This window comes from Clostridium sp. JNZ X4-2, from assembly GCF_054889485.1.
On record NZ_CM142685.1, the window covers coordinates 1936913 to 1958507 of the forward strand.

The following is a 21595-nucleotide window of genomic DNA, read 5'->3' on the forward strand; positions in this document are numbered from 1 at the left end:
TCTTATTATTTAAGTACTGCTCCTGTATTTGCAGAAGTTACAAGCTTTGCATATCTGGACAAATATCCTGTTCTTATCTTTGGAGCAGGTTTTACATACTTTTTCCTTCTTTTCTCCATCTCTTCAGTATCTACTTTCAATTCTATTTTTTTATTGGTGATGTCTATAAAAATATTGTCTCCCTCTTCTACAAGTCCTATTAACCCGCCTTCCATAGCTTCCGGTGATATGTGTCCTATAGATGCTCCCCTTGTAGCTCCTGAAAATCTTCCATCTGTAATAAGTGCCACATCCTTGTCAAGTCCCATACCTGCTATTGCCGAGGTTGGTGAAAGCATTTCCCTCATTCCGGGTCCTCCCTTTGGCCCTTCATATCTTATTACAATTACATCCCCCTTATTTATTTCATTGCCGAAAATAGCTTTTACCGCTTCTTCTTCCGAATTATAGACTCTTGCAGGTCCCTGGTGTACCATCATCTCCGGAGCTACTGCGGATTTTTTAACTACTGCTCCATCTGGTGCAAGGTTTCCCCTTAAAATTGCTATTCCACCTTCACTGCTGTAAGGTTTATCTATGTGTTTTATAACCTGGTAATCAAGTACCTCATATTTCTTTATATTTTCACCTACAGTCTTTCCTGTAACAGTCAATTCATTTTCCTGTATCAGACCCTTTTTTGAAAGTTCATTCATAAGAGCCTCTATTCCGCCTGCCATGTGAAGGTCTTCCATATGATGTTTTCCACTTGGGCTTAATTTTGTAAGACAGGGTGTTTTCCTGCTTATTTCATGAAATAAATCCAGATCAAGTTTAAGTCCTGCTTCATGTGCAATTGCCGGAAGATGAAGAACAGTATTTGTAGATCCTGCCATGGCCATATCTACAGTTATGGCATTTTTAAATGCATTAAGCGTCATTATATCCCTTGGCTTCCTGTCATTTTTCACACAATCCATCACATACATTCCTGCATACTTTGCCAGCTGATTTCTCTCTCCTGTCTGAGCAAGTGCAGTTCCATTCATAGGTAACCCCATTCCAAGAACTTCAGTAAGACAGTTCATGCTGTTTGCTGTGAAAAGTCCTGAACAGCATCCACATCCCGGGCATGATCTTTTAACTTCTTCTTCCAGCTGCTTTTCTGTTATCTTACCATCACTGCAGGCTCCCACCTGTTCTATACAGGTACTGAAATCAAGTTTCTTGTCATTTAACCTGCCTTCTCTCATAGGTCCTCCGCTCACCACCACAGCTGGTATATTAAGTCTGGCAGCTGCCATTAGCATTCCTGGAACTATCTTGTCACAATTAGGTATTAAAACAAGTCCATCAAATTCATGGGCAAGTGCCATTGATTCAATTGAATCCGCTATAAGTTCTCTTGATGGAAGTGAATATTTCATGCCTATATGTCCCATAGCTATTCCATCACAAACTGCAATTGCAGGAAATTCCATAGGTGTTCCGCCCGCCATAGCCACTCCAAGCTTAGCTGCTTTTGCTATTTCATCCAGATGCATATGTCCTGCAACAACTTCATTTTGTGAATTTACTATTCCAATCAAAGGTTTTTCAATTTCTTCTTTTGTAAATCCCATTCCATACATAAGTGCCCTAGCAGGAGCACCTTTAATTCCTTTCTTTGCCAAATCACTTTTCATTTTTTAAAACCTCCTCGCATTTATATAGCCCAGCAATATTTAAAGTTGCAATTCTGTATATATGTAAACAGCTTTGGCCTGCAGGATCTCACTTTACCCCGCTCTCTGTAAAGTCTTTTACTGTTTATTTTTTTTCCGTATATTTTCTATGTTATTTTAAAGCCCCTTTTTATTTATAGGGCTGCCCTGCCAAAGCTCCCCAGCTCCTCCAAAATAAAGAAGAATAAGCAGTAACAACCCTCACATAAGTTTTTTCCTTATTCACAATTCACAGCTCATAAACAAAATCCATCTGATATCAAGAACTTTGTTTATGTTTGCAGAACAAACTATTCATTATCCGGATTTTCATTTATCCAAGGCATCATCGACCTGAGTTCCTTACCGACTTTCTCAATAGTTGAATTTTGCTCCAGCCTTCTCCTTGCAGTAAATCCTGGTCTTCCGGTTTTATTTTCAAGCAGCCAGTCTCTTGCAAATGTTCCATCTTGAATTTCCGTAAGAACTTTTTTCATCTCAGCCCTTGTATCTTTGTTTATTATTCTCTTCCCAATCTTATAATCTCCATACTCTGCAGTGTCGCTGATGGAATATCTCATTTTATTTATTCCGCCTTCATACATTAAATCAACTATCATCTTCATCTCATGCATGCACTCAAAATATGCATTTTCTGGAGCATATCCTGCTTCGGTAAGAGTGTCAAAGCCCGCTTTTATAAGTTCAACAATTCCTCCGCAAAGTACTACTTGTTCTCCAAATAAATCCGTTTCTGTCTCTACTCTAAATGTTGTAGTCATAACACCTGCTCTTGTTCCGCCAATTCCTTTTCCATAAGCCAGTGCAATATCTTTTCCTTTTCCTGTAAAATCCTGATATACTGCATAAAGACATGGAACTCCTGCACCCAATGTATATTCTCTTCTAACTATATGTCCAGGTCCTTTAGGTGCAATCATAAGTACATCTATATTCTTAGGTGGAACTATCTGGTTAAAGTGAATATTGAAACCATGGGAGAAGAACAGTGCATTTCCTTCTGACAAATTATCTTTTATGCTCTCTTCATAAACCTGTTTTTGTTTTTCATCGGGAATGAGGACTGCTACAATATCAGCTTGTTTAACAGCTTCAGCTGTTTCATATACCTTGAATCCATAATCTTCAGCTTTTTTCCAGGACTTGCTGCCTTTATACAATCCAACTATTACATCAAGACCACTGTCTTTTAAATTTAAAGCTTGTGCATGTCCCTGACTTCCGAAACCTAAAACAGCTATTTTCTTTCCCTTTAAAAGATCCAGATTAGCATCCTCATCATAATAAACTTTTAACTTTTCCATAATATTTTCCTCCTGAATAATTTAATTTGTGCCCACTGTACATTGTGAATTTAATAATTCTGAAATAAGACACATCAAGTCCCCTTTTTAATTAAATGAAAATTAAGATAATTAAAAATGTTATGACTATTATTTTTAATATATTACCCTGCTTTATAATAAATGTTCCCCATAACTTATCCATAAAGCCTAAGTCAAAACAAAATTCCTAAAATTTTGTATAAAAAAACAACCAACATTCTCTCCTTGGGGCGAGAAGTTTGGTCGCGCGGTACCACCCAATTTTTTTACTCAAAGTAATAACGGTTTTACCGGTAAAGCCTACTTAATTTCAGCTCACAACTTCAAGGCTACCTTCAATAGTTATATTTATGAGTTTTCACCAAAAATCTCACTCTCTAAAAAATATACTCCTATTTACTCTTCCTTATCATTGTCTTTATACTCTATAATATTTATGCTAACTTTCATAACAATTTATTTTATTAAAATTTAGTGTATGTGACGATAATAATACGCCTTTAGAAGAATGTCAAGGGTTTTTTTTATAAAAGTTTTACTTTTTGCAGTATTATTTTTTTATTACATTATATACAAAAAAATAATTTTTTCATTTTAAAAGTCAATTATTAAAAATGTATTTCCTGCAAAAAAATTTAAATTATATTGTTGACATATATAATTTTTTATAGTATAGTAAATGCAATAAATATAAAAAACTTTGACGGAGAAGAGTAAATAAAGATATACCTTCAGAGAATGGGTGTTTGGTGAGAGCCCACAGGTTAAATTTATTGAAAATCACTCCTGAGTTGCATACTGAAATTTATTTAAAGTAAGTTATGCCGGCACAGCCGTTATACATATGAGTAATAATTTGGGTGGTACCGCGGTAGACTTTCGCTCCAGGATGGACGTATGTCTGCTTTTTTTATACCTTATTTTTATACTAAACTGTTCAATCAATTATTTATTTAAAATTATTAGTGTATATGTTCTTAATATTAAAATAAAATTAATTACACATTTCATATTTGTGTAGACATTGGGATCCCTTAATACATAAATCAAATATTCAGCTGTTATTTTAGATTATTTTATTTGCTAAAGTTAATTTTATTGTGTCTGAAATAAAGTTTCCCTCAATGGAAAATATTTCAGGCTGTATTTTATTTGTTTTATTTTTGATACTTTATGAGTTTTTGCGTTCTATTTACTTTAATTAAAAAGTCCGATTTATATCGGACTTTTTAAATGAAATTTTGCTTGCAATTATCTGTATGTTTTCAATCAGCTCTAGGTACACTAGTTGTCCTCATCCTCTTAAAGATGTCTCACCCATCAGATAGTAATCAACTTTTTGAGCTACCCTTCTTCCATCTTTTAGAGCCCATACTACAAGGGATTGCCCACGTCTCATATCTCCTGCAGCAAATATTCCTTCTTTATTGGTCATATAATTTTTATCTGTTTTCACATTTCCCCTTCCATCAAATTCTACTCCAATATCATTTAATAAGCCCTCATGTTTGGGATGGATAAAACCCATGGCTAAAAGAACCAGATCAACTTTTTGATGAAATTCCGTACCAGGTATATTTATCATTTTCATCTTTCCATTTTCCTTTTCCCATTTAACCTTTACTCCGTGAAGAGCTTTTACTACCCCTTCTTCACCTGTAAATTTTTCTGTGCTTATACACCATTCCCTCTTACATCCTTCCTCATGAGAAGTGGTTACCTTGAGAATTTTTGGGAAAGTAGGCCATGGCATGGTATCATCCCGCATCAATGGCTGTTTAGGCATGACCTCATATTGATATACAGCTTTGGCACCCTGTCTTATGGAAGTGCCTATGCAGTCCGACCCAGTATCTCCCCCGCCTATGACTACCACATTTTTTCCCTTTGCGGTTATTTCCTCTTCCATAATCCTTTTGCCCGCCAATCTCATATTCTGCTGTTTTAAAAAATCTACTGCAAAATATATTCCCTTTAACTCTCTTCCCTGAATTTTAAGATCTCTTGGGATTGTAGAACCTCCTGTTAAGATCACTGCATCAAAATTCTCAATTAATTTATCAGCAGGATAATCTTCACCCACATTGATATTTTTTCTAAAATTTATTCCTTCAATTTTCATTATATTTATTCTTCTATCCACTATGTGTTTCTCAAGTTTAAAATCCGGGATTCCATATCTAAGCAGTCCTCCTATTTCGTCCGACCTTTCAAATACAGTAACATCATGCCCTACGGAATTAAGTTCTTCTGCTGCTGCAAGTCCTGAAGGACCCGAACCTATTACAGCTATCTTTTTTCCCGTTTTTACCCTTGGTAAATTAGGTGTTATCCAACCTTCCTCAAAAGCTTTTTCAATTATATTAAGCTCTACCTCTTTTATAGACACCGGCTCCCGGTTTACTCCCAGAGTACAGGCCCCTTCACAGATGGCAGGACATATCCTCCCGGTAAATTCCGGAAAATTATTGGTAAGGCAAAGTCTTTCAAAGGCCTTCTTCCATTCATCCTTATATATGAAATCATTCCAGTCTGGAATTATATTCTCAAGCGGGCAGCCCCAGTTGCAGAATGGAGTGCCGCAGTTCATACATCTAGCTGCTTGAATTCTCAATTTATCTTTGGGAAATTTACAATATATCTCCTTATAATCTTTAATTCTTTCTTTTATCCCGCGTTTTTCAGGATTCTCTCTTTTATATTCTTTAAAGCCAGTTATTTTTCCCATAATGCTGCCTCCCTGCCTCCTACATATTAGAAGCAGCAACTGCTTCTGTTTCTCTTTCCGTTTTTGTTTGTCTTAGTATGGATTTATATGCCCTGGGTATTATTTTTTTAAATTTTTCCTCATATATATCCCATTGATTGAGTATATCCTGAGCTTTTAAGCTGTTTGTATATTTGTAATGATCCTGTACCAATTTATATACTGTATCAATATCCTCATCATCTGTGATTTTTTCTATATCAACCATTTGTAAATTGCATTTATTGTTAAAAGAGTCATCCTCGTCTAACACATAGGCCACACCGCCGCTCATACCTGCTGCAAAATTTCTTCCCGTCTTGCCTATGATAACTACTGTTCCTCCAGTCATATATTCACAGCAGTGATCTCCTACACCCTCAACTATAGCTGTAGACCCACTGTTTCTCACTGCAAACCTTTCTCCTACACTGCCATTTATAAAAGCTTTTCCAGAGGTAGCTCCATATAAAATAGTATTTCCAGCTATAATATTTTTCTCTGCCACAAAAGTTGATTCCTTAGGCGTCTTGATAATTATCTTACCTCCGGATAATCCCTTTGCTACATAGTCATTGGCATCACCCTCAAGTATTAAAGTAAGTCCATTTACTCCAAATGCACCAAAACTCTGCCCTGCGGATCCTTTAAAATTCAATAGGATTGTATCCTCAGGCAGCCCTTCACTTCCATACTTCTTAGCGATTATACCGCTTAGCATAGCTCCTACCGCACGATTTACATTCTTTATTTCCATAGTTGCATTGACCCTTATCTTATCATTTATTGCCTTTTTTGCCATTTGAATAATCTTGTAATCCATAGCTTCCTTCATACCATGATCCTGAGGTATTACACAATAGGATTTAATTCTCTTGGGCATATATGGTTTATATAAAATAGCAGATAAATCCAGTCCCCTGGCTTTCCAATGTTTAATTGTTTCTTTTGCCTGCAGCATGTCTACCCTGCCAACCATTTCGTTCATTGTCCTAAATCCAAGTTTAGCCATATATTCTCTTACTTCCCGTGCAATAAAAGTTAAAAAATTTATTATATATTCCGGCTTGCCTCTAAAGTGCTTTCTAAGTTCAGGATCTTGTGTGGCTATACCCATATCACAGGTATTTAAATGGCATTTTCTAAGCATAGTACATCCCATTACCACAAGAGCAGTAGTTGCAAATCCAAATTCCTCAGCTCCAAGAAGTGCTGCAATCACTACATCCCTGCCTGTCTTTAACTGCCCGTCTGTTTGAATCCTAACCCTGCTTCTCAAATCATTTAATAAAAGTACCTGCTGAGTCTCGGATAATCCTAATTCCCATGGAATTCCAACATGCTTTACTGATGAAATTGGTGCTGCTCCTGTTCCACCATCATACCCGCTTATGAGTATTAAATCTGCATGAGCCTTTGCAACCCCCGCTGCAATTGTCCCAACTCCTACTTCTGAAACTAATTTCACACTTATATTTGCCTCAGGGTTTACATTTTTCAAATCATATATAAGCTGGGATAAGTCCTCTATAGAATAGATATCATGATGTGGCGGCGGAGAAATAAGATCTATCCCCGGGGTAGAGTGCCTTGTTTTAGCAATATCCCTGTTAACTTTTTTCCCCGGAAGCTGACCGCCCTCACCAGGTTTTGCCCCCTGAGCTATTTTTATCTGAAGCTCATCTGCATTTACCAGATACTCTGTAGTAACGCCAAAACGTGCCGAAGCTATCTGCTTTATAGCACTTCTTCTGGAATCCCCATTGAGATCTAATTTATACCTTTCAGGATCCTCTCCTCCTTCTCCGGTATTACTTCGTCCTCCTATTCTATTCATAGCTACGGCTATGGTTTCATGGGCCTCTTTACTTATGGATCCAAAAGACATAGCTCCAGTACAAAATCTTTTAAGTATTTCGCTTACAGGTTCAACCTCTTCTATGGGAATCTCATTTCCCTCTTTTAATTTTAATAATCCTCGTATGGTACATAAATTTTTATCCTGTTCATTTATAATTTTGGCATAATCTTTATAAAGTTGATAATTATTGGTTCTAGCCGCAACTTGAAGTCTATATATGGTTTCAGGATTAAAAAGATGAAACTCTCCCCCCCTTCTCCATGAATAATTACCACCTACATCCAGCTGTGAAATGGGCTTTCTTATCTTATTAAATGCATTTTTGTGCCTTGATAATACTTCACTGGCTATTACATCAATGCCGATTCCGCCTATTCTTGAAGGTGTTCCCTCAAAATATTTGTCCACAAATTTCGAATCCAGACCTATGGCTTCAAATATCTGTGCACCATGATAACTTTGAAGAGCAGATATTCCCATTTTAGAGAGCACTTTTAATATTCCCTGATTTATGGCATATATATAATTTTTCTTTGCCTCATCCACAGATGTTCCGGTTATATCCCTGTTCTTTACCATCTGATCTATAGTCTGATATGCGAGATATGGATTTACCGCTGAAGCTCCATAACTTACAAGCAGTGCAAAATGCATGGTTTCCCTTGCCTCTCCTGTTTCTACAATAATTGAGACCTTTGTACGGGTCTTTTCCCGGATGAGATGATGCTGCACTGCTGAAACTGCTAAAAGACTTGGAATTGCAGCTTCATAGGAATCTACATTTTTATCACTTAATACCAATATATTATATCCCTCTTTTATTCTCTCTGAAGCCCTTTCGCAGATTTTTCCAAGAGCTTCCTTAAAGCCATCTATTCCCGTATCACACTTAAAAGTAATTGGAACTGTAGTAGATTTAAAATCCTTATTTCTTAGACTTTTTATCTTTAACATTTGCTCGTCTGTCAAAATGGGACTGTCAATTTCTATAAAGGGATCTTTTGTAATTTCATCATTCAGTATGTTGGCCTGGGGAGAACCTATATAATTCAAAAGAGACATTACCAGTCTTTCTCTTATAGAATCTATGGGAGGGTTTGTTACCTGTGCAAAAAGTTGTTTGAAATATGAGAAAAGCAATTGATTTTTATTTGAAAGTACAGCAAGCGGTGTATCATTTCCCATAGAACCCACTGGTTCCTTACCTTCCACTGCCATAGGCACTAAAATTCTTCCTAAATCCTCAAGAGTATATCCAAAAGCCTGCTGTTTCTCCCTTAATACTTCTGGAGCTATCTGTTCTTTTCCCACAACCGTATCAAACATATCCAGATTAAACCTTAATTTCTTCAATATTTTTTCATAAGGTTTGCTTTTACATATTTTTTCTTTTAATTCCTCATCCTTTATAATTTTTCCTTTAGCTGTATCCACCAGAAACATCTCTCCAGGTTTTAATTTACCCTTTTCCAGTATATCTTCATTTTTAAATTCCAGTACTCCAGCTTCTGAAGCAAGTACCGCAAATCCACTTTTTGTTATTAGATATCTGGCAGGCCTTAACCCATTTCTGTCAAGAGTGGCACCAACCTGAACGCCATCAGAAAATGAAACAGCTGCCGGTCCATCCCAGGGCTCTATTAATGAACCCTGGTATTCATAAAAAAACTTTTTATATTTTTTACTATGTCCATTTCCTTCCCAAGCCTCCGGTATAAGAAGCATAAGTGCATGTGGAAGAGATCTCCCATCTTGATATAAAAGTTCCAGTACATTGTCAAGAGAAGCAGAATCACTGCCGCCGCTATCTATTATGGGGAAAAGGTTCTTTATATTTTCACCAAAGGTTTTGGATTTAAGTACACCCTCACGTGCTTTCATCCAGTTCCTATTTCCTCTTATGGTATTTATTTCTCCATTATGCCCCAAATATCTAAATGGCTGGGCCAAGTCCCAGGTTGGAAAGGTATTTGTGCTGTATCTCTGGTGTACCAGCGCTATGGCACTTTTAAAATTTATATCATTCAGATCAATATAAAATTTTTTTATCTGATCCGCTAAAAGCAGACCCTTGTACACTACAGTTCTGCTTGAAAGGCTGCATACATAAAAGGCATTTGCAGTTCCTTTAAAATTTTCCCTGACCTTATTCTCCACTTCTTTTCTTATTATATAAAGTTTTCTTTCAAATTCAGTTTGATCCTCTGCATTTTTGCCTATAAATATCTGCTTTATAATTGGTTCAGTACCCTTTGCAGTTTCGCCTATATCCCTATTATCAGTGGGAACATCTCTCCAGCCCAGAACCCTCTGGCCTTCTTTTTCCGTAATTCTCTCAAATATTCCCTCACACTGCAGTCTTAAAGCGGTTTCTCTGGGAAAAAACACCATTCCCACTCCATATTCTCCAGATCCAGGCAATCCTATACCTAGATTATCGCAATTTATTCTAAAGAATTCATCCGGAATTTGAACAAGTATACCTGCTCCATCTCCAGTTTTGGTATCAGAGCCTACTGCCCCCCTGTGTGTTAAATTAACTAAAATCTGAATGCCTTTTTTTACAATACCATGGGTTTTCTCACCTTTTATACTTGCTATAAACCCCACTCCACAAGAATCTTTCTCATAATCAGGATCATACAAACCCTGTTTTGAAGGAAATCCATTATTACAATTCATGCTACAAAGCCCCCTTTTAGAATCATTAAATAAATACCACCAGCTTAACTGGTGGTTTTATTTATACAGCAAAGATGCATTTTTTAAGCCCCAAAATACATCTCAAGCTTTTTCTTTTTAATTTTTAACATTGTACTTCAAATTAAAAAATGCAAAGCCCTAAAAATGTTATAATCTTTAATGATATTTTAGTAAAAATATTATCACAGTTTTTTATTATATGCAAGTCATATATAAAAATATTTCACTTTTATATGTGTTTTATAACCTGCGTCCCATATTTTCTAATATTAACTGCTGAATTTGCTCCCCATATCATTTATGAATTGCATAAATGTACTTCCGATATTATCTAGTGACCACAAACCGGTGGCCTTGAAATCATATGTGTTATAAGCACTATAGTCTTCATAATCTATATTATAAGTCTGTATTATAGGATATATTGGCTTGTCCAATCCATAAGTTTTATAATCCTGAACCATCTTATTCAAACATGAAGCAACGGACCACTGCATATCTCCCCAATAACATTGAGGTGCCGAAAAATCACAGTATTCATTAAAAACTGAATAAGGTATATCCTGATGATAACTAGCTATCGGAAAAGATGTATATCCAATTATGGCATTAGGGCACTTGTTTCTTATAATTTGACATACCTGCTCCGCCTGCTGGGTTTTACCTGATACAGCATCTTCAGCATCAAAAACATAATAGTCACTATTGTTTAAGGCCTCTATTATAAGGCTGGCTTCATCTTCGGGATAATTAAAATGATTATATCCCCAGGTACCTACTATAAATCCAGCTTGTTTGAAGTTTCCCACATACTTTAAAAAATCATCTCTAAAGTTTGTCCCTCCTCCTGAAGGGCTTGAACCTTCATTGTATTTAATACATACATTGTTTATTCCCATGGATTTTAATTTTGCAATCAAATTATCTATACCACCATAAGCATCCACTTGGCTTTGAAGCTGCCATATCCACATGGAAGTAGAAGCTACGGCCTCCACATCCTTATTTGAAGGCTTTATAGTAACATTTAAATTCACAGGTTTATCATACCCAGCCACATTGCCTTCATAAACATAAGTTCCTGGCGAATCCTCAGTATTAACACTTTTATTCCACACAACCCCCACTTGCTTTACACTTCCATCGGACATGGTTGCCGTTACTATATCAGGAAGTACATAATTATCTCCCTGGCTTATTGATACATTTAAATCATTTACATTTGTTATCTGCAGGGTAGTTTTAAAATCCATACTAAAGCTGCTTTTTAAAGACCTGTTATATTTAGATTTTAAATTGTCAGCTACACTTAGGGTATATTCACTGTTGGGAGTATAAGACTGCTTAGGTGACACATTTACATAGAAATCATTATTACTCAAGGATATATCAAGGGGTACTTGTCCATTAGTCTTTTTATCTGTTATTTTTACACTCTCCTGAGCAGATGATAAATCTACAGGCTCATTAAATTTTATCGTCCACTTTTTATCAACAGGTACATTATCCCTGTTATCAGAATTGCTTTGTGTTATGTATTGTTGAGATCCACTTTTTAATGCTGAATCATCAGCTAAAACAAAATTGCAGTAATTTAGTTGATACACTAAAATAACTACTGCAGATATCAGAATATTTCTTGGTAATTTAAACAAAAAACTCCTTCCTTTCCGCATAAAAACAATATATTTTCTTTATTTTCACTCCCTTCTTCAAATTTTACAAAATAGTATATATTAATATATTATTTCCTTAAGATTATAGCCATATGAACAATACATTAATAATGTGTAAACAATATGTGAATTCCACGTTTCATATATTGTTTACACATTATTATATAGAAAAAATACAGATCAGTTATTATTATCTTCCTTTAAAAAATATAAGAGCAATTCACCCCGTTTTTTTTGTATCTTTTTTAGAACATCTGGTGACCAATTGTAAAATCCTCTTTTGCTTTTACTGCCCAATTCCCTATTCTTAACCTTGCTTTTAAGCAGTGAAGAAGGCTCAGTTGAATTACAAAGATCCTTAAGCAGGTATGCAGATACAGAATTTATTACATCAAGTCCTGCCAGATCAGCAGTACATATAGGACCTGTAACCGGCAGCCTTCTTCCCAGTCCATATTCAATGGCTTTATCGACCTCTTCAACTTTTGCCCATCCCTGTTCCACTATAAATAAAGCTTCTCTTAACAAGGCATGTTGAAGTCGGTTTCCTATAAAACCCAGGCATTCCTTTTCCATAGGAATTGCTTTATTACCTATAAATTCAATCCATTCAATAGTTTTTGCCATAATTTCTTGTGAAGTTTTTTTTCCAGGTACTACTTCTACAAGAGGAATTAATTGAGGTGGGTTCCAAAAATGAGCAGCTACTACTCTTTCAGGATGTACTGTGTATTCAGCTATATCTGTTGGCAAAAACCCTGATGTACAAGTTGCCAAAATCACATTTAAAGGACATAATTCATCTAAAATTTTAAAAAAATTCTGTTTCAGCCCTATATTTTCTGACAAGCATTCAATTACTAAATCAGCATCTTTGGCTGCATCTTGAATTGTCTTAACTCCCCTTATGTCATTTGAAATTTTTTTACACTGTCTTTCTGACAACCTTCCTGCGGCTTTCCAAAAATTTAGACTAAATTCTATATTTTTGAACCCCCTGTTTAAACTCATATCAGATCTTCCATAAATGACTACCTTCAATCCAGCCTGTGCACAAAGTAATGCTATGCCTGGCCCCATGGTTCCAGTACCTAATACTGATACATTTTTAATATTCATATAATCATCTCCCTGCAGCCAATGCTGCCTATTTGTCAAGTATCACTTATTACAGTTCCAGTGCCGCCGCATAATGCCTCCTTAATTTTTTCAAGAGATGTTATTATAGCTTTTTTGCCTTTTTTTGACTCTGCAAACATGACAGCCGCCTTTACTTTAGGAAGCATAGAACCTGGTGCAAACTGTCCTTCTTTCATATATTTATAGGCATCTTTAACACTCATTGCCGATATATTTTTCTGATTTTTTTTATTGAAATTTATGGCAACTTTTTCAACGGCAGTTAATATAAGCAGTGTATCTGCATCAATTATTTCAGCTACTTTTTCTGATGCATAATCCTTGTCAATCACTGCAGCAACTCCTTCAAGGCTGCCGTCATCTTTTTCTATCACCGGAATTCCTCCTCCTCCCACAGTAATTACAATATGACCTGCCCCAACAAGTGTTTTAATTACTTCTTCTTCTACAATAGTTTTTGGAAGTGGAGAAGGTACAACCATCCTCCATCCCCTTCCTGCATCTTCTTTCATCAAGCAGTTGATTTTAGACATCATTCTTTCAGCCTGCTTTCGTGTAAAAAATGAACCTATAAGTTTCGTTGGGTTTTTAAATGCCGCATCATCTTTATCTACAATAACCTGTGTAATTACTGTTGCTGCCTGATTACTCATTCCCCTTCTCTTTAATTCCTTTTTCAGTGCCTGCTGAAGATGGTAGCCAATATATCCCTGACTCATAGCTCCACATTCCTGAAAGGGCATTACACCTTTTGACCTATCAGCTAAAGCTGCAGTTTCATAAGTTGCAATAATCTGACCTATCTGAGGACCATTCCCGTGAGTAACAACAATTTCATTGCCCTCTTCAACAAGATCTACAATAGATTTTGCCGTCCTATAACAGGTTTTAAGCTGAGATTCTGCTGAATTATCCTTAGGATTCGCCTGAAGTGCATTCCCTCCTAAAGCTACCACTATCCTTGACATACAAGATTCCTCCATTTTCATTATTTGATCCAAAACCGAAATATTCATAACGCAGATAATATAAGTATTGTCAATACATTATTCTTACACCCCAATATGAACATCCGAAGCTGTTATATCAGATTTTATTTCGTATTTTTCATTCATTATTCCAAACTTACCCAATACATAGAAAATAATCGACAGGATAACTCCGACAACAGCTGCAAATGCCATTCCCTTTAACTGCACTGTTCCAATATTTATGCTGGCTCCACTTACACCAACTACAAAAGTAATTGCGCCTAAAACCATGTTGTAATTTATACTGAAATCAACCTTTGATTCTACAAACATTCTAATACCCTGAACTGCTATTATTCCATACAGCAGCATAGTAATGCCGCCCATAACCGGACCTGGAATAGCCTGTATTGCAGCTGCTATTTTACCTATGCATGAAAAGATTATTGCAAATATGGCAGCTCCTCTTATCACCCATACAGAATAAACCCGGGTAATGGCCATTACGCCTATATTTTCTCCATAAGTTGTATTTGGTGTTGACCCTGTAAAACCTGAAATAACATTACTAATACCATCTCCAAGAAGTGAACGGTAAAGTCCGGGATCCACCAGTAAATTTGAGCCGGTTATTTTGCCTGTAACTATCAGGTGGCTTATATGCTCTGCAAACACAACTATACAGGCAGGAGCAATTATAAAAATCGCACTCCAGTCAAATACAGGAGCCTGAAACTTAGGGAGTGAAAACCAATTTGCATCTGCAATGATCTTTGTATCCACCATTCCCATAATAAATGCAAGAATATAACCTGCAACTACAGCAATTAAAATCGGTATAACCTGTGCAAATCCTCTGAATATAACGGAACCAAATATTCCCACTGCCAGGGTGAATAGAGCTACAAAAATGACTTTTGGATCAGCTACATAAGGCTGAACAACTTTTCCAACTGCCGTAGCCGCAGGAGCAAGACCCGATTGAATTGCTGCATTTGGAGCAAGTTCAAGTCCAATTACTGCAACCACTGCACCCATAACAGCAGGAGGCATGACAACGTCAATCCACTTTATTCCAAACCTTTTTACAATATAGGACATCAATATGAAAAACAGTCCAAAGAAGATAAATCCTGATTGTGCATGACTGAAACCACCAAAAGATGTGATAATTAAAATAGTAGGTGATATGAATGCAAAACTTGAGCCTAAATATGCCGGAATTCCGCCTTTGGTTACGTAAGAGTAAATCAATGTACCAATACCATTCATCAAAAGACAGATTGCAGGGTTCACCCCAAGAATTAGCGGTACAAGAATGGTAGCACCGAACATGGCCGTCAAATGTTGAAAACTAAGTGGTATAGTTTCAACAATGGGTAGTTTCTCATGAATTCCTATAACACGTTTCATAAATTTTATTCTCCTCCTTAAATAATTTTATTTAATGCTTCATATACTTTATTTGCTGAAAATGGTGTCTCAAAAAGCTCAGCTCCTGTTGCATCTGCAATTGCATTTCCAATAGCAGAGGTTACTGAAATCATAGGGTGTTCTGCACAACCTCTGGCGCCATAAGGCCCATCAAGCTGCGGAGTTTCTATAAAATGCACTTTAACAAGTTCCGGCAAATCCTTCATTGTAGGTATTTTGTAATCTACAAAGCTCCTGGTCAAAAGCCTGCCTTGAGAATCATATTTTAAAGTTTCCGATAGGGCTGTTCCTATTCCCTGAATAATTCCACCAACCATTTGTCCTTTAACTAACATTTTATTTATAACATGACCTAAATCTATGGCTGTTACCACTTTCAATATTTTTATATCTCCAGTATTTATATCCACCTCTATTTCAAAGGCATGAGCACCATATGTCCAATCAAGTGCCGGTCTGCCTTGCCCTGTTTCCTTATCGAGAATTGTCAATCCCTGTGCTATATATTTTCCTCGTCCAATAAGTGGACCACCTATACCGTTTCCATTTGGATAAGTATAACCTACTGCCATTTCTTTATAAAACACTTTATTTTCTGGAAACTGCTTTACATACACACATTCATCACCAAGTGCAAGATCCCTTTTTGAGGCACGAAGAACAATTGCCCCTACATCAAAAATTTGCTCTTCAATATCATCGCAGGCCTGAAGTACGGCATTTCCTCCCAATATGGTCATTCTGCTTGCCACAGTCTGCCAATCATAAGTCGCTGAATCCGTATTTGTTTTAAACACTGCATGAACCTTTTCTATAGGCACGTGCAATCTCTGGGCTATCATCTGACTCATGGCTGTATATGCACCCTGGCCCATATCTATTCCTGCCACATTAAATCTAATGGAGCCATCTTCATTCATCTGAATCAAAGCAGAAGTAGCTGCATTACTTGGCATGGCAGGTGCCTTATGAAGTACTGCTATACCTTTTCCCCTATATATGCCAGTTTTCTTCTCAAAGGCTTTTTCAGCTTCCGTCTTACTTTTTCCCCATCCTATTTCCTCGGCAACAATTTTCAAACATTTGATAACGTTTCCAGACTGCTCATAAATAGGTTCGCCTGTTATGGTCTTAGAGCCAGGTCTTAATAGATTTTTCATTCTAAATTCCAATGAATCCATTTTCAATTTTTTTGCTACAAGTTCTATTTGTCGTTCTATTGCCCAAAAAATTTCAGCATGCCCAAATCCCCTGTAAGCTGTACCAAAAATATGATTTGTATAAACGGTATAAGAATCAAGTTTAACATTTTCTATTTCATAAGGACCTGCACCTGAATATCCAGTTGCCCTTGTTATATTTACTCCATAATCCGCATATGCTCCTGCATCCCATAAATATTCAATTTCTTCGGCTACAATTTTCCCGTTTTTCTTAACACCTGTCCTGAGCTTTGCAGTAAGCCCCTGTCTGCAGGGGAGGGTTGATATTTCTTCTTCTCTTGTTGCAACAAATTTCACCGGTTTCCCTTTAGCAGCCTTTGAAAGAAGTGCAACCAATGGTTCCAGATGAATACCTGCTTTGCCTCCAAAACCACCTCCTACATAAGGTACGGTAACATCGATATTTTGAATTGGAACTCCCAGTGCCACGCTGAACAGATTACGAAGCGTATATGGGGATTGGGCACTACTCCAAATCTTTATTTTATCTCCAGTTCCCCATTTTGCTATAACTGCATGTGTTTCAAGGGGAACATGCAAAATTTGCGGAACTTTGAATTTATTTTCAACTATCAGATCTGATTCATCAAATCCCTTTTCAATATTTCCCTTTCTGAGCTTGAAATGATTTGCTATATTTGTATCAGCTTCCGGAAAAAACACATCTGGAATTGTCTTATAATTTTTCAGATCCGGGTGAATCAATATGGAACCGGGCTTTACAGCTTCTTCTACATCCAGCAGTACTGGCAAAGGTTCATATTCAACTTCAATAAGATTCACGGCTTTTTCAGCAATATCCAAACTTACAGCTGCAACGGCCGCAACAGCTTCTCCGAAGTATCTCACTTTATCTACTGCCAAAATAGATTTATCCACAATATAGATTCCAAGCTTTTGATAAGCTTGTTTACCAGTCAACACTGCTTTTACTCCTGGTAAACTTTCTGCCCTGCTCACATCAATGCTTTTAATTAATGCATGTGCATAAGGGCTGGTCTTGAGCTTAGCATACAGCATGCCTTTGAAGCTCATATCCTGTACATACTGTGCTTCCCCTGTAACTTTTTCAATGCCATCTACTCTGGGTATACTACTTCCCACATAATTGAAATTCATAATTATTCACCTTCCCCTGCAGCAGCTTCAACAGACTCTATGATGTCCTCATATCCAGTGCACCTGCACAGATTTCCTTGTAACGCTTCTTTAATCTCGTCTCTGCCGGGATGCGGGTTTTTCATAAGCAGCGCCCTGGCTGACATAATCATCCCGGGAGTGCAGAAACCACACTGAAGGCCATTATGCTTTATAAAAGATTTTTGTAATTTTGATAATTCTCCACACTTTGCTTCACCCTCAATGGTTTGAACTTCCCCTTCCGCAGCTTCCAGTGCCATAACACAACAGGAATTTACAGCTTTGCCATTCAGAATAACCGTACATGCACCACATTCACCTGCACCACAGCCTTCCTTAGTACCTGTAAGCCCTAATTTTTCACGCAAAAACCAAAGCAGAGTACTATTTGACGTCACTTCTTCAAAAACCTCGTCTCCATTTACATACAAATGCAATTTCTCCATATAATTATTTTCCCCCTTCCAGTTCATCCACTATTTTGCAGGTTAGATATCGAGCCATTGCAATCCTATACTCCTTAGTAGATCTTACATCAGCAATAGGCTTGATCCTTGTCACGACAGTATCTACTATTTTATTTTTATACTCCGTAAAATTACATGTTTTTGAATGTTCTGTATATTCTATAAAGACCGGTGTAGTTGCCACTGCGCCCAGAGATAATTTTAGATTTCCGTCTTTCCTCAAATAACCTGCTGCGCTTATCTGTGAAAGATCATGGCCTCTTATTCTCGACCTTTTAATAAATCTGCCCTTTCCCTGAATTGGTGGATAAATTACTTTTACAACCACTTCATTTTCTTTTAAAACATTTTTCTTTACCCCTGTAAAAAAATCTTTTAGAAAAACCTCTCTATGTCCATTTACTGATGATATACAGATTCTTCCTTCAAGTACAAGTGAGGCTGGCAGCATATCTCCTCCCGGCGATGAATTGCATATATTTCCAACCAATGTCGCTCTATTCCTAATCAGTGTATTTGCAAGAACTTTAGCTGCATCAATTAATATTTGATAATCTGAACTTATGTCATGACAATCTATAATTTCATTCAGCGTCACTGCAGAACCTATGGTAAGTCCAATTTCATCATTATAAGATATGCTGTGAAGTTCTTTAATCCCCTTAATATCAACAAGATATTTGCAATGGATAGAATTATTTCTCAACGCAATTACTGCATCAGTTCCTCCAGCTAAAATCTTTGCCTCGTTTCCATACATATCCATCAGTTTTAAAACCTGCTGTAAAGTCTCAGGCCTAACGTATTGAAAATCCTGCAATTAAATCCCCCCAATCAATATGAATATATATTTAATGCCCCTAAAGCATTTTATAATTACAATTAATCATACAACCTGCATCTTTAGGGGCATTTCACAAATCCTACACAATTCTTTATCGGCGTTTTCGTTTTTATTTAGCTTCTTTAAAAATAAATCCACAACAATTTCTATTGACGCTTTCTTTAACAACTCCTACAGTTGAAATAAGTTTCATACCAATTACAGGATTTTCAACCTCCAATTGGCCTGTAACCTTAAGTCCATTTTTAAATTCAGCAACTCCAAAATACAAATAAGGCTTCATATAACCTTCTGGAAGGTTATATACTTTTGTATAGGTCAAAAGCTTCACATCTCCCTCAAGGGGTATCTTCTCAAATGTTCTGCTGCCACACTTTTTGCATACATAATGCTTAGGATGGTGGAGTTTTCCGCATGATGTGCATTTGTAGGCATACATTTTTTCACCCATAACTACTCCCCCTCCTTTGTCACTATAGTAGCCACAACATTATTTCCAAAGCCGCCAAAATTTACTGCAAGCCCTGTCTTTGCACCTTTTACCTGACGTCCATCTGCCTCACCCCTAAGTTGTTTAACCAATTCCACAACTTGGGAAACACCTGTAGCCCCAAGTGGATGTCCTTTAGCCTTTAATCCTCCGGAAGTATTAATTGGAATTTTACCATTTATCTTGGTTTCGCCGTTTCTGGCTGCAATATGTCCTTCTCCCCTCTTAAAGAATCCTACTTCCTCAGATTCCACAATTTCTAGTATCTGAAATGCATCATGAAGTTCTGCTACATCAATATCCTCAGGTCCTAAATTTGCCATTTCATAAGCTCTCTGTGCAGCTAATCTCACTGCCAGCAGATCTGTAGGTACTTCCCTTTCGGCCATGGCATGGGTATCGGTGGCTTGACCTATTCCAGCAATTTTTACCGGCTTCTTTGCAAATCTGTCTGACTTATCCATAGCACACAGCAGAACTGCTGCTGCACCGTCAGATACTGGACACACCGAATACAGTCTGAGCGGAGATGCCACATATGGATTTACTATCCCCGCATCTTCATCTTCTGTAATAGCATAGAGGTTTGGCATGGTATGAATGTGAGCCACTGGATTGTGCAGTGCATTTTCATGATTTTTTACAGATACTATGGCCAAATCCTTCTCTGTTATCCCGTATTTTTCCATACACAGCCTGGTAAACATCCCTGCAAGCGACGGTAAAGTTATGCCATAATCATATTCTGCTTCTGGATGAAGCATTGTAGCAACAAAATCAGTGCTCTCCCATCCACTGACAACTCTCATCATCTCTCCGCCCACAATTAAAACTGCATCACACATACCACTGGCAATTGCCATATATCCCAATTTTACTGCAGAAGCACCTGATGCCGGGCCATTTTCTACGGTCTCCGCCATAGCCGGCCTCAAATTCAATGTATCCACAAGTGCAGATGCAACACCACATTGCTTGTTTAAAATGCCGGCCCCCATTGTAGCTACAAAAACCTGATCTATCCCATGTTCTCCCTCCACGGTTTTTACTCCAGCATCGTCAAGAGCCTGTACTGCTGCCATACACAGCATATCCATAAAGGTTCCCTCAGACATTTTACCAAACTTTGTATGGCCTACTCCTACAACTCCTACTTCTCGCATCTTTTGTACCCCGGAATCTGAGCATAGGTAATTGGGAGAATGGAATTTTCTGCAGTCTTAAGAAGTTCTTCTTTTACCGGTCTGCGCCCTGCCAATTTATCAGCTTTGTGTTTTTCCCAAAGCTCTTTTGTCAGCACATATGTCGGTACACCACCTAGTTCATGCCATATTTCCGGCCTTGATTCCAGTTCATATTCAATCATCCATCTCTTGAAGCCGTTTGGACTTTCAGCCACTATCCAAACCTCTTCTTGATTCAAAATATCCAGATGATACTCCATTTTTGCTGCAAACAACTGTGCACCGATTCTAAGACCCTGTTTTAAAGCCATGGTATGATAGGACATACCTACCTTCTCATCTACCATACGCCCATTTACAATTCCAACTATTATTCCATCTATTGTACCAACTAAACAGTACTCATTTTTAACTCTGTAGCGATAATATCCTAAAAGCTCTGCATACAATCTAGAAGCAACAATATCATAAAAATCTTTTTCCACTGTCATGAGAGGTTTAACTGCTTCTAAAATATGAGGTACCTCTTCTCTGCTTATTTGACGAATTACCAGCTTATCCCCGCTGGCCATGGAAATCACTTTGGGAGGATATGGTTTCATAGGTAATTCAACAGGTCTTAAACTCTGTTCCATTTTGTCTACTATCATTTTCTATCATCCTTTCATATCATAATTTTATTTTGACA

The 21595-nt window shown here is 37.1% G+C and carries 14 protein-coding genes and 2 other annotated features; all 14 genes read right to left on the minus strand.

The window, feature by feature from the left end:
- Positions 1 to 5 precede the first annotated feature (5 nt).
- Positions 6 to 1664: a dihydroxy-acid dehydratase gene (gene ilvD / locus ACYUJ6_RS09380; RefSeq protein WP_461842529.1), complete on the minus strand. Its 1659-nt coding sequence runs from the start codon at positions 1662 to 1664 to the stop codon at positions 6 to 8.
- Positions 1665 to 1993: 329 nt separating this feature from the next.
- The gene (gene ilvC, locus ACYUJ6_RS09385) at positions 1994 to 3007 is read right to left on the minus strand and encodes a ketol-acid reductoisomerase (protein WP_369704997.1); all 1014 of its coding nucleotides are present in this window, start codon (positions 3005 to 3007) and stop codon (positions 1994 to 1996) included.
- Between the two features lie 244 nt (positions 3008 to 3251).
- Positions 3252 to 3450 (minus strand) — a binding site (T-box leader).
- Positions 3451 to 3719: 269 nt separating this feature from the next.
- Positions 3720 to 3918: a binding site (T-box leader), on the plus strand.
- A gap of 404 nt (positions 3919 to 4322) precedes the next feature.
- Complete coding sequence (locus tag ACYUJ6_RS09390; protein ID WP_461842530.1) at positions 4323 to 5756, minus strand: glutamate synthase subunit beta; 1434 nt, start codon at positions 5754 to 5756, stop codon at positions 4323 to 4325.
- A 19-nt stretch (positions 5757 to 5775) separates the two neighbouring features.
- Positions 5776 to 10317, minus strand: coding sequence for a glutamate synthase large subunit (gene gltB / locus ACYUJ6_RS09395; protein WP_461842531.1), 4542 nt, complete (start codon positions 10315 to 10317; stop codon positions 5776 to 5778).
- 290 nt (positions 10318 to 10607) lie between these two features.
- On the minus strand, positions 10608 to 11993 hold the full coding sequence (locus ACYUJ6_RS09400) for an Ig-like domain-containing protein (protein ID WP_461842532.1): 1386 nt from the start codon (positions 11991 to 11993) through the stop codon (positions 10608 to 10610).
- 201 nt (positions 11994 to 12194) lie between these two features.
- The gene (locus tag ACYUJ6_RS09405; RefSeq protein ID WP_461842533.1) at positions 12195 to 13133 is read right to left on the minus strand and encodes a 3-hydroxyacyl-CoA dehydrogenase family protein; all 939 of its coding nucleotides are present in this window, start codon (positions 13131 to 13133) and stop codon (positions 12195 to 12197) included.
- A gap of 35 nt (positions 13134 to 13168) precedes the next feature.
- Entirely contained in the window at positions 13169 to 14122 is a 954-nt protein-coding gene (gene arcC / locus ACYUJ6_RS09410) for a carbamate kinase (RefSeq protein WP_461842534.1), read from the minus strand.
- Positions 14123 to 14206: 84 nt separating this feature from the next.
- The gene (gene uraA / locus ACYUJ6_RS09415; RefSeq protein ID WP_461842535.1) at positions 14207 to 15538 is read right to left on the minus strand and encodes a uracil permease; all 1332 of its coding nucleotides are present in this window, start codon (positions 15536 to 15538) and stop codon (positions 14207 to 14209) included.
- A gap of 17 nt (positions 15539 to 15555) precedes the next feature.
- Positions 15556 to 17901, minus strand: coding sequence for a xanthine dehydrogenase family protein molybdopterin-binding subunit (locus tag ACYUJ6_RS09420; RefSeq protein ID WP_461842536.1), 2346 nt, complete (start codon positions 17899 to 17901; stop codon positions 15556 to 15558).
- Positions 17902 to 17903: 2 nt separating this feature from the next.
- Positions 17904 to 18368, minus strand: a complete 465-nt coding sequence (locus ACYUJ6_RS09425; RefSeq protein WP_461842537.1) for a (2Fe-2S)-binding protein — start codon at positions 18366 to 18368, stop codon at positions 17904 to 17906.
- Between the two features lie 4 nt (positions 18369 to 18372).
- Positions 18373 to 19209 carry an FAD binding domain-containing protein gene (locus ACYUJ6_RS09430; RefSeq protein ID WP_461842538.1) on the minus strand — a complete coding sequence of 279 codons (837 nt, stop codon included), beginning with the start codon at positions 19207 to 19209 and terminating at the stop codon, positions 18373 to 18375.
- 133 nt (positions 19210 to 19342) lie between these two features.
- Entirely contained in the window at positions 19343 to 19684 is a 342-nt protein-coding gene (locus ACYUJ6_RS09435; RefSeq protein ID WP_461842539.1) for a Zn-ribbon domain-containing OB-fold protein, read from the minus strand.
- Positions 19685 to 19686: 2 nt separating this feature from the next.
- On the minus strand, positions 19687 to 20886 hold the full coding sequence (locus ACYUJ6_RS09440) for a thiolase C-terminal domain-containing protein (protein ID WP_461842540.1): 1200 nt from the start codon (positions 20884 to 20886) through the stop codon (positions 19687 to 19689).
- Positions 20874 to 21557, minus strand: coding sequence for a hypothetical protein (locus tag ACYUJ6_RS09445; protein ID WP_461842541.1), 684 nt, complete (start codon positions 21555 to 21557; stop codon positions 20874 to 20876). The genes ACYUJ6_RS09440 and ACYUJ6_RS09445 overlap by 13 nt, the downstream gene beginning before the upstream one ends.
- Positions 21558 to 21595 lie beyond the last annotated feature (38 nt).

What these genes read in the sequence shown, in the direction of transcription:
- ilvD (WP_461842529.1), bottom strand. Translation starts at nt 1,664, where the DNA reads ATGAAAAGTGATTTGGCAAAGAAAGGAATTAAAGGTGCTCCTGCTAGG.
- ilvC (WP_369704997.1), bottom strand. Translation starts at nt 3,007, where the DNA reads ATGGAAAAGTTAAAAGTTTATTATGATGAGGATGCTAATCTGGATCTT.
- ACYUJ6_RS09390 (WP_461842530.1), bottom strand. Translation starts at nt 5,756, where the DNA reads ATGGGAAAAATAACTGGCTTTAAAGAATATAAAAGAGAGAATCCTGAA.
- gltB (WP_461842531.1), bottom strand. Translation starts at nt 10,317, where the DNA reads ATGAATTGTAATAATGGATTTCCTTCAAAACAGGGTTTGTATGATCCT.
- ACYUJ6_RS09405 (WP_461842533.1), bottom strand. Translation starts at nt 13,133, where the DNA reads ATGAATATTAAAAATGTATCAGTATTAGGTACTGGAACCATGGGGCCA.
- arcC (WP_461842534.1), bottom strand. Translation starts at nt 14,122, where the DNA reads ATGTCAAGGATAGTGGTAGCTTTAGGAGGGAATGCACTTCAGGCGAAT.
- uraA (WP_461842535.1), bottom strand. Translation starts at nt 15,538, where the DNA reads ATGAAACGTGTTATAGGAATTCATGAGAAACTACCCATTGTTGAAACT.
- ACYUJ6_RS09420 (WP_461842536.1), bottom strand. Translation starts at nt 17,901, where the DNA reads ATGAATTTCAATTATGTGGGAAGTAGTATACCCAGAGTAGATGGCATT.
- ACYUJ6_RS09425 (WP_461842537.1), bottom strand. Translation starts at nt 18,368, where the DNA reads ATGGAGAAATTGCATTTGTATGTAAATGGAGACGAGGTTTTTGAAGAA.
- ACYUJ6_RS09435 (WP_461842539.1), bottom strand. Translation starts at nt 19,684, where the DNA reads ATGGGTGAAAAAATGTATGCCTACAAATGCACATCATGCGGAAAACTC.
- ACYUJ6_RS09440 (WP_461842540.1), bottom strand. Translation starts at nt 20,886, where the DNA reads ATGCGAGAAGTAGGAGTTGTAGGAGTAGGCCATACAAAGTTTGGTAAA.
- ACYUJ6_RS09445 (WP_461842541.1), bottom strand. Translation starts at nt 21,557, where the DNA reads ATGATAGTAGACAAAATGGAACAGAGTTTAAGACCTGTTGAATTACCT.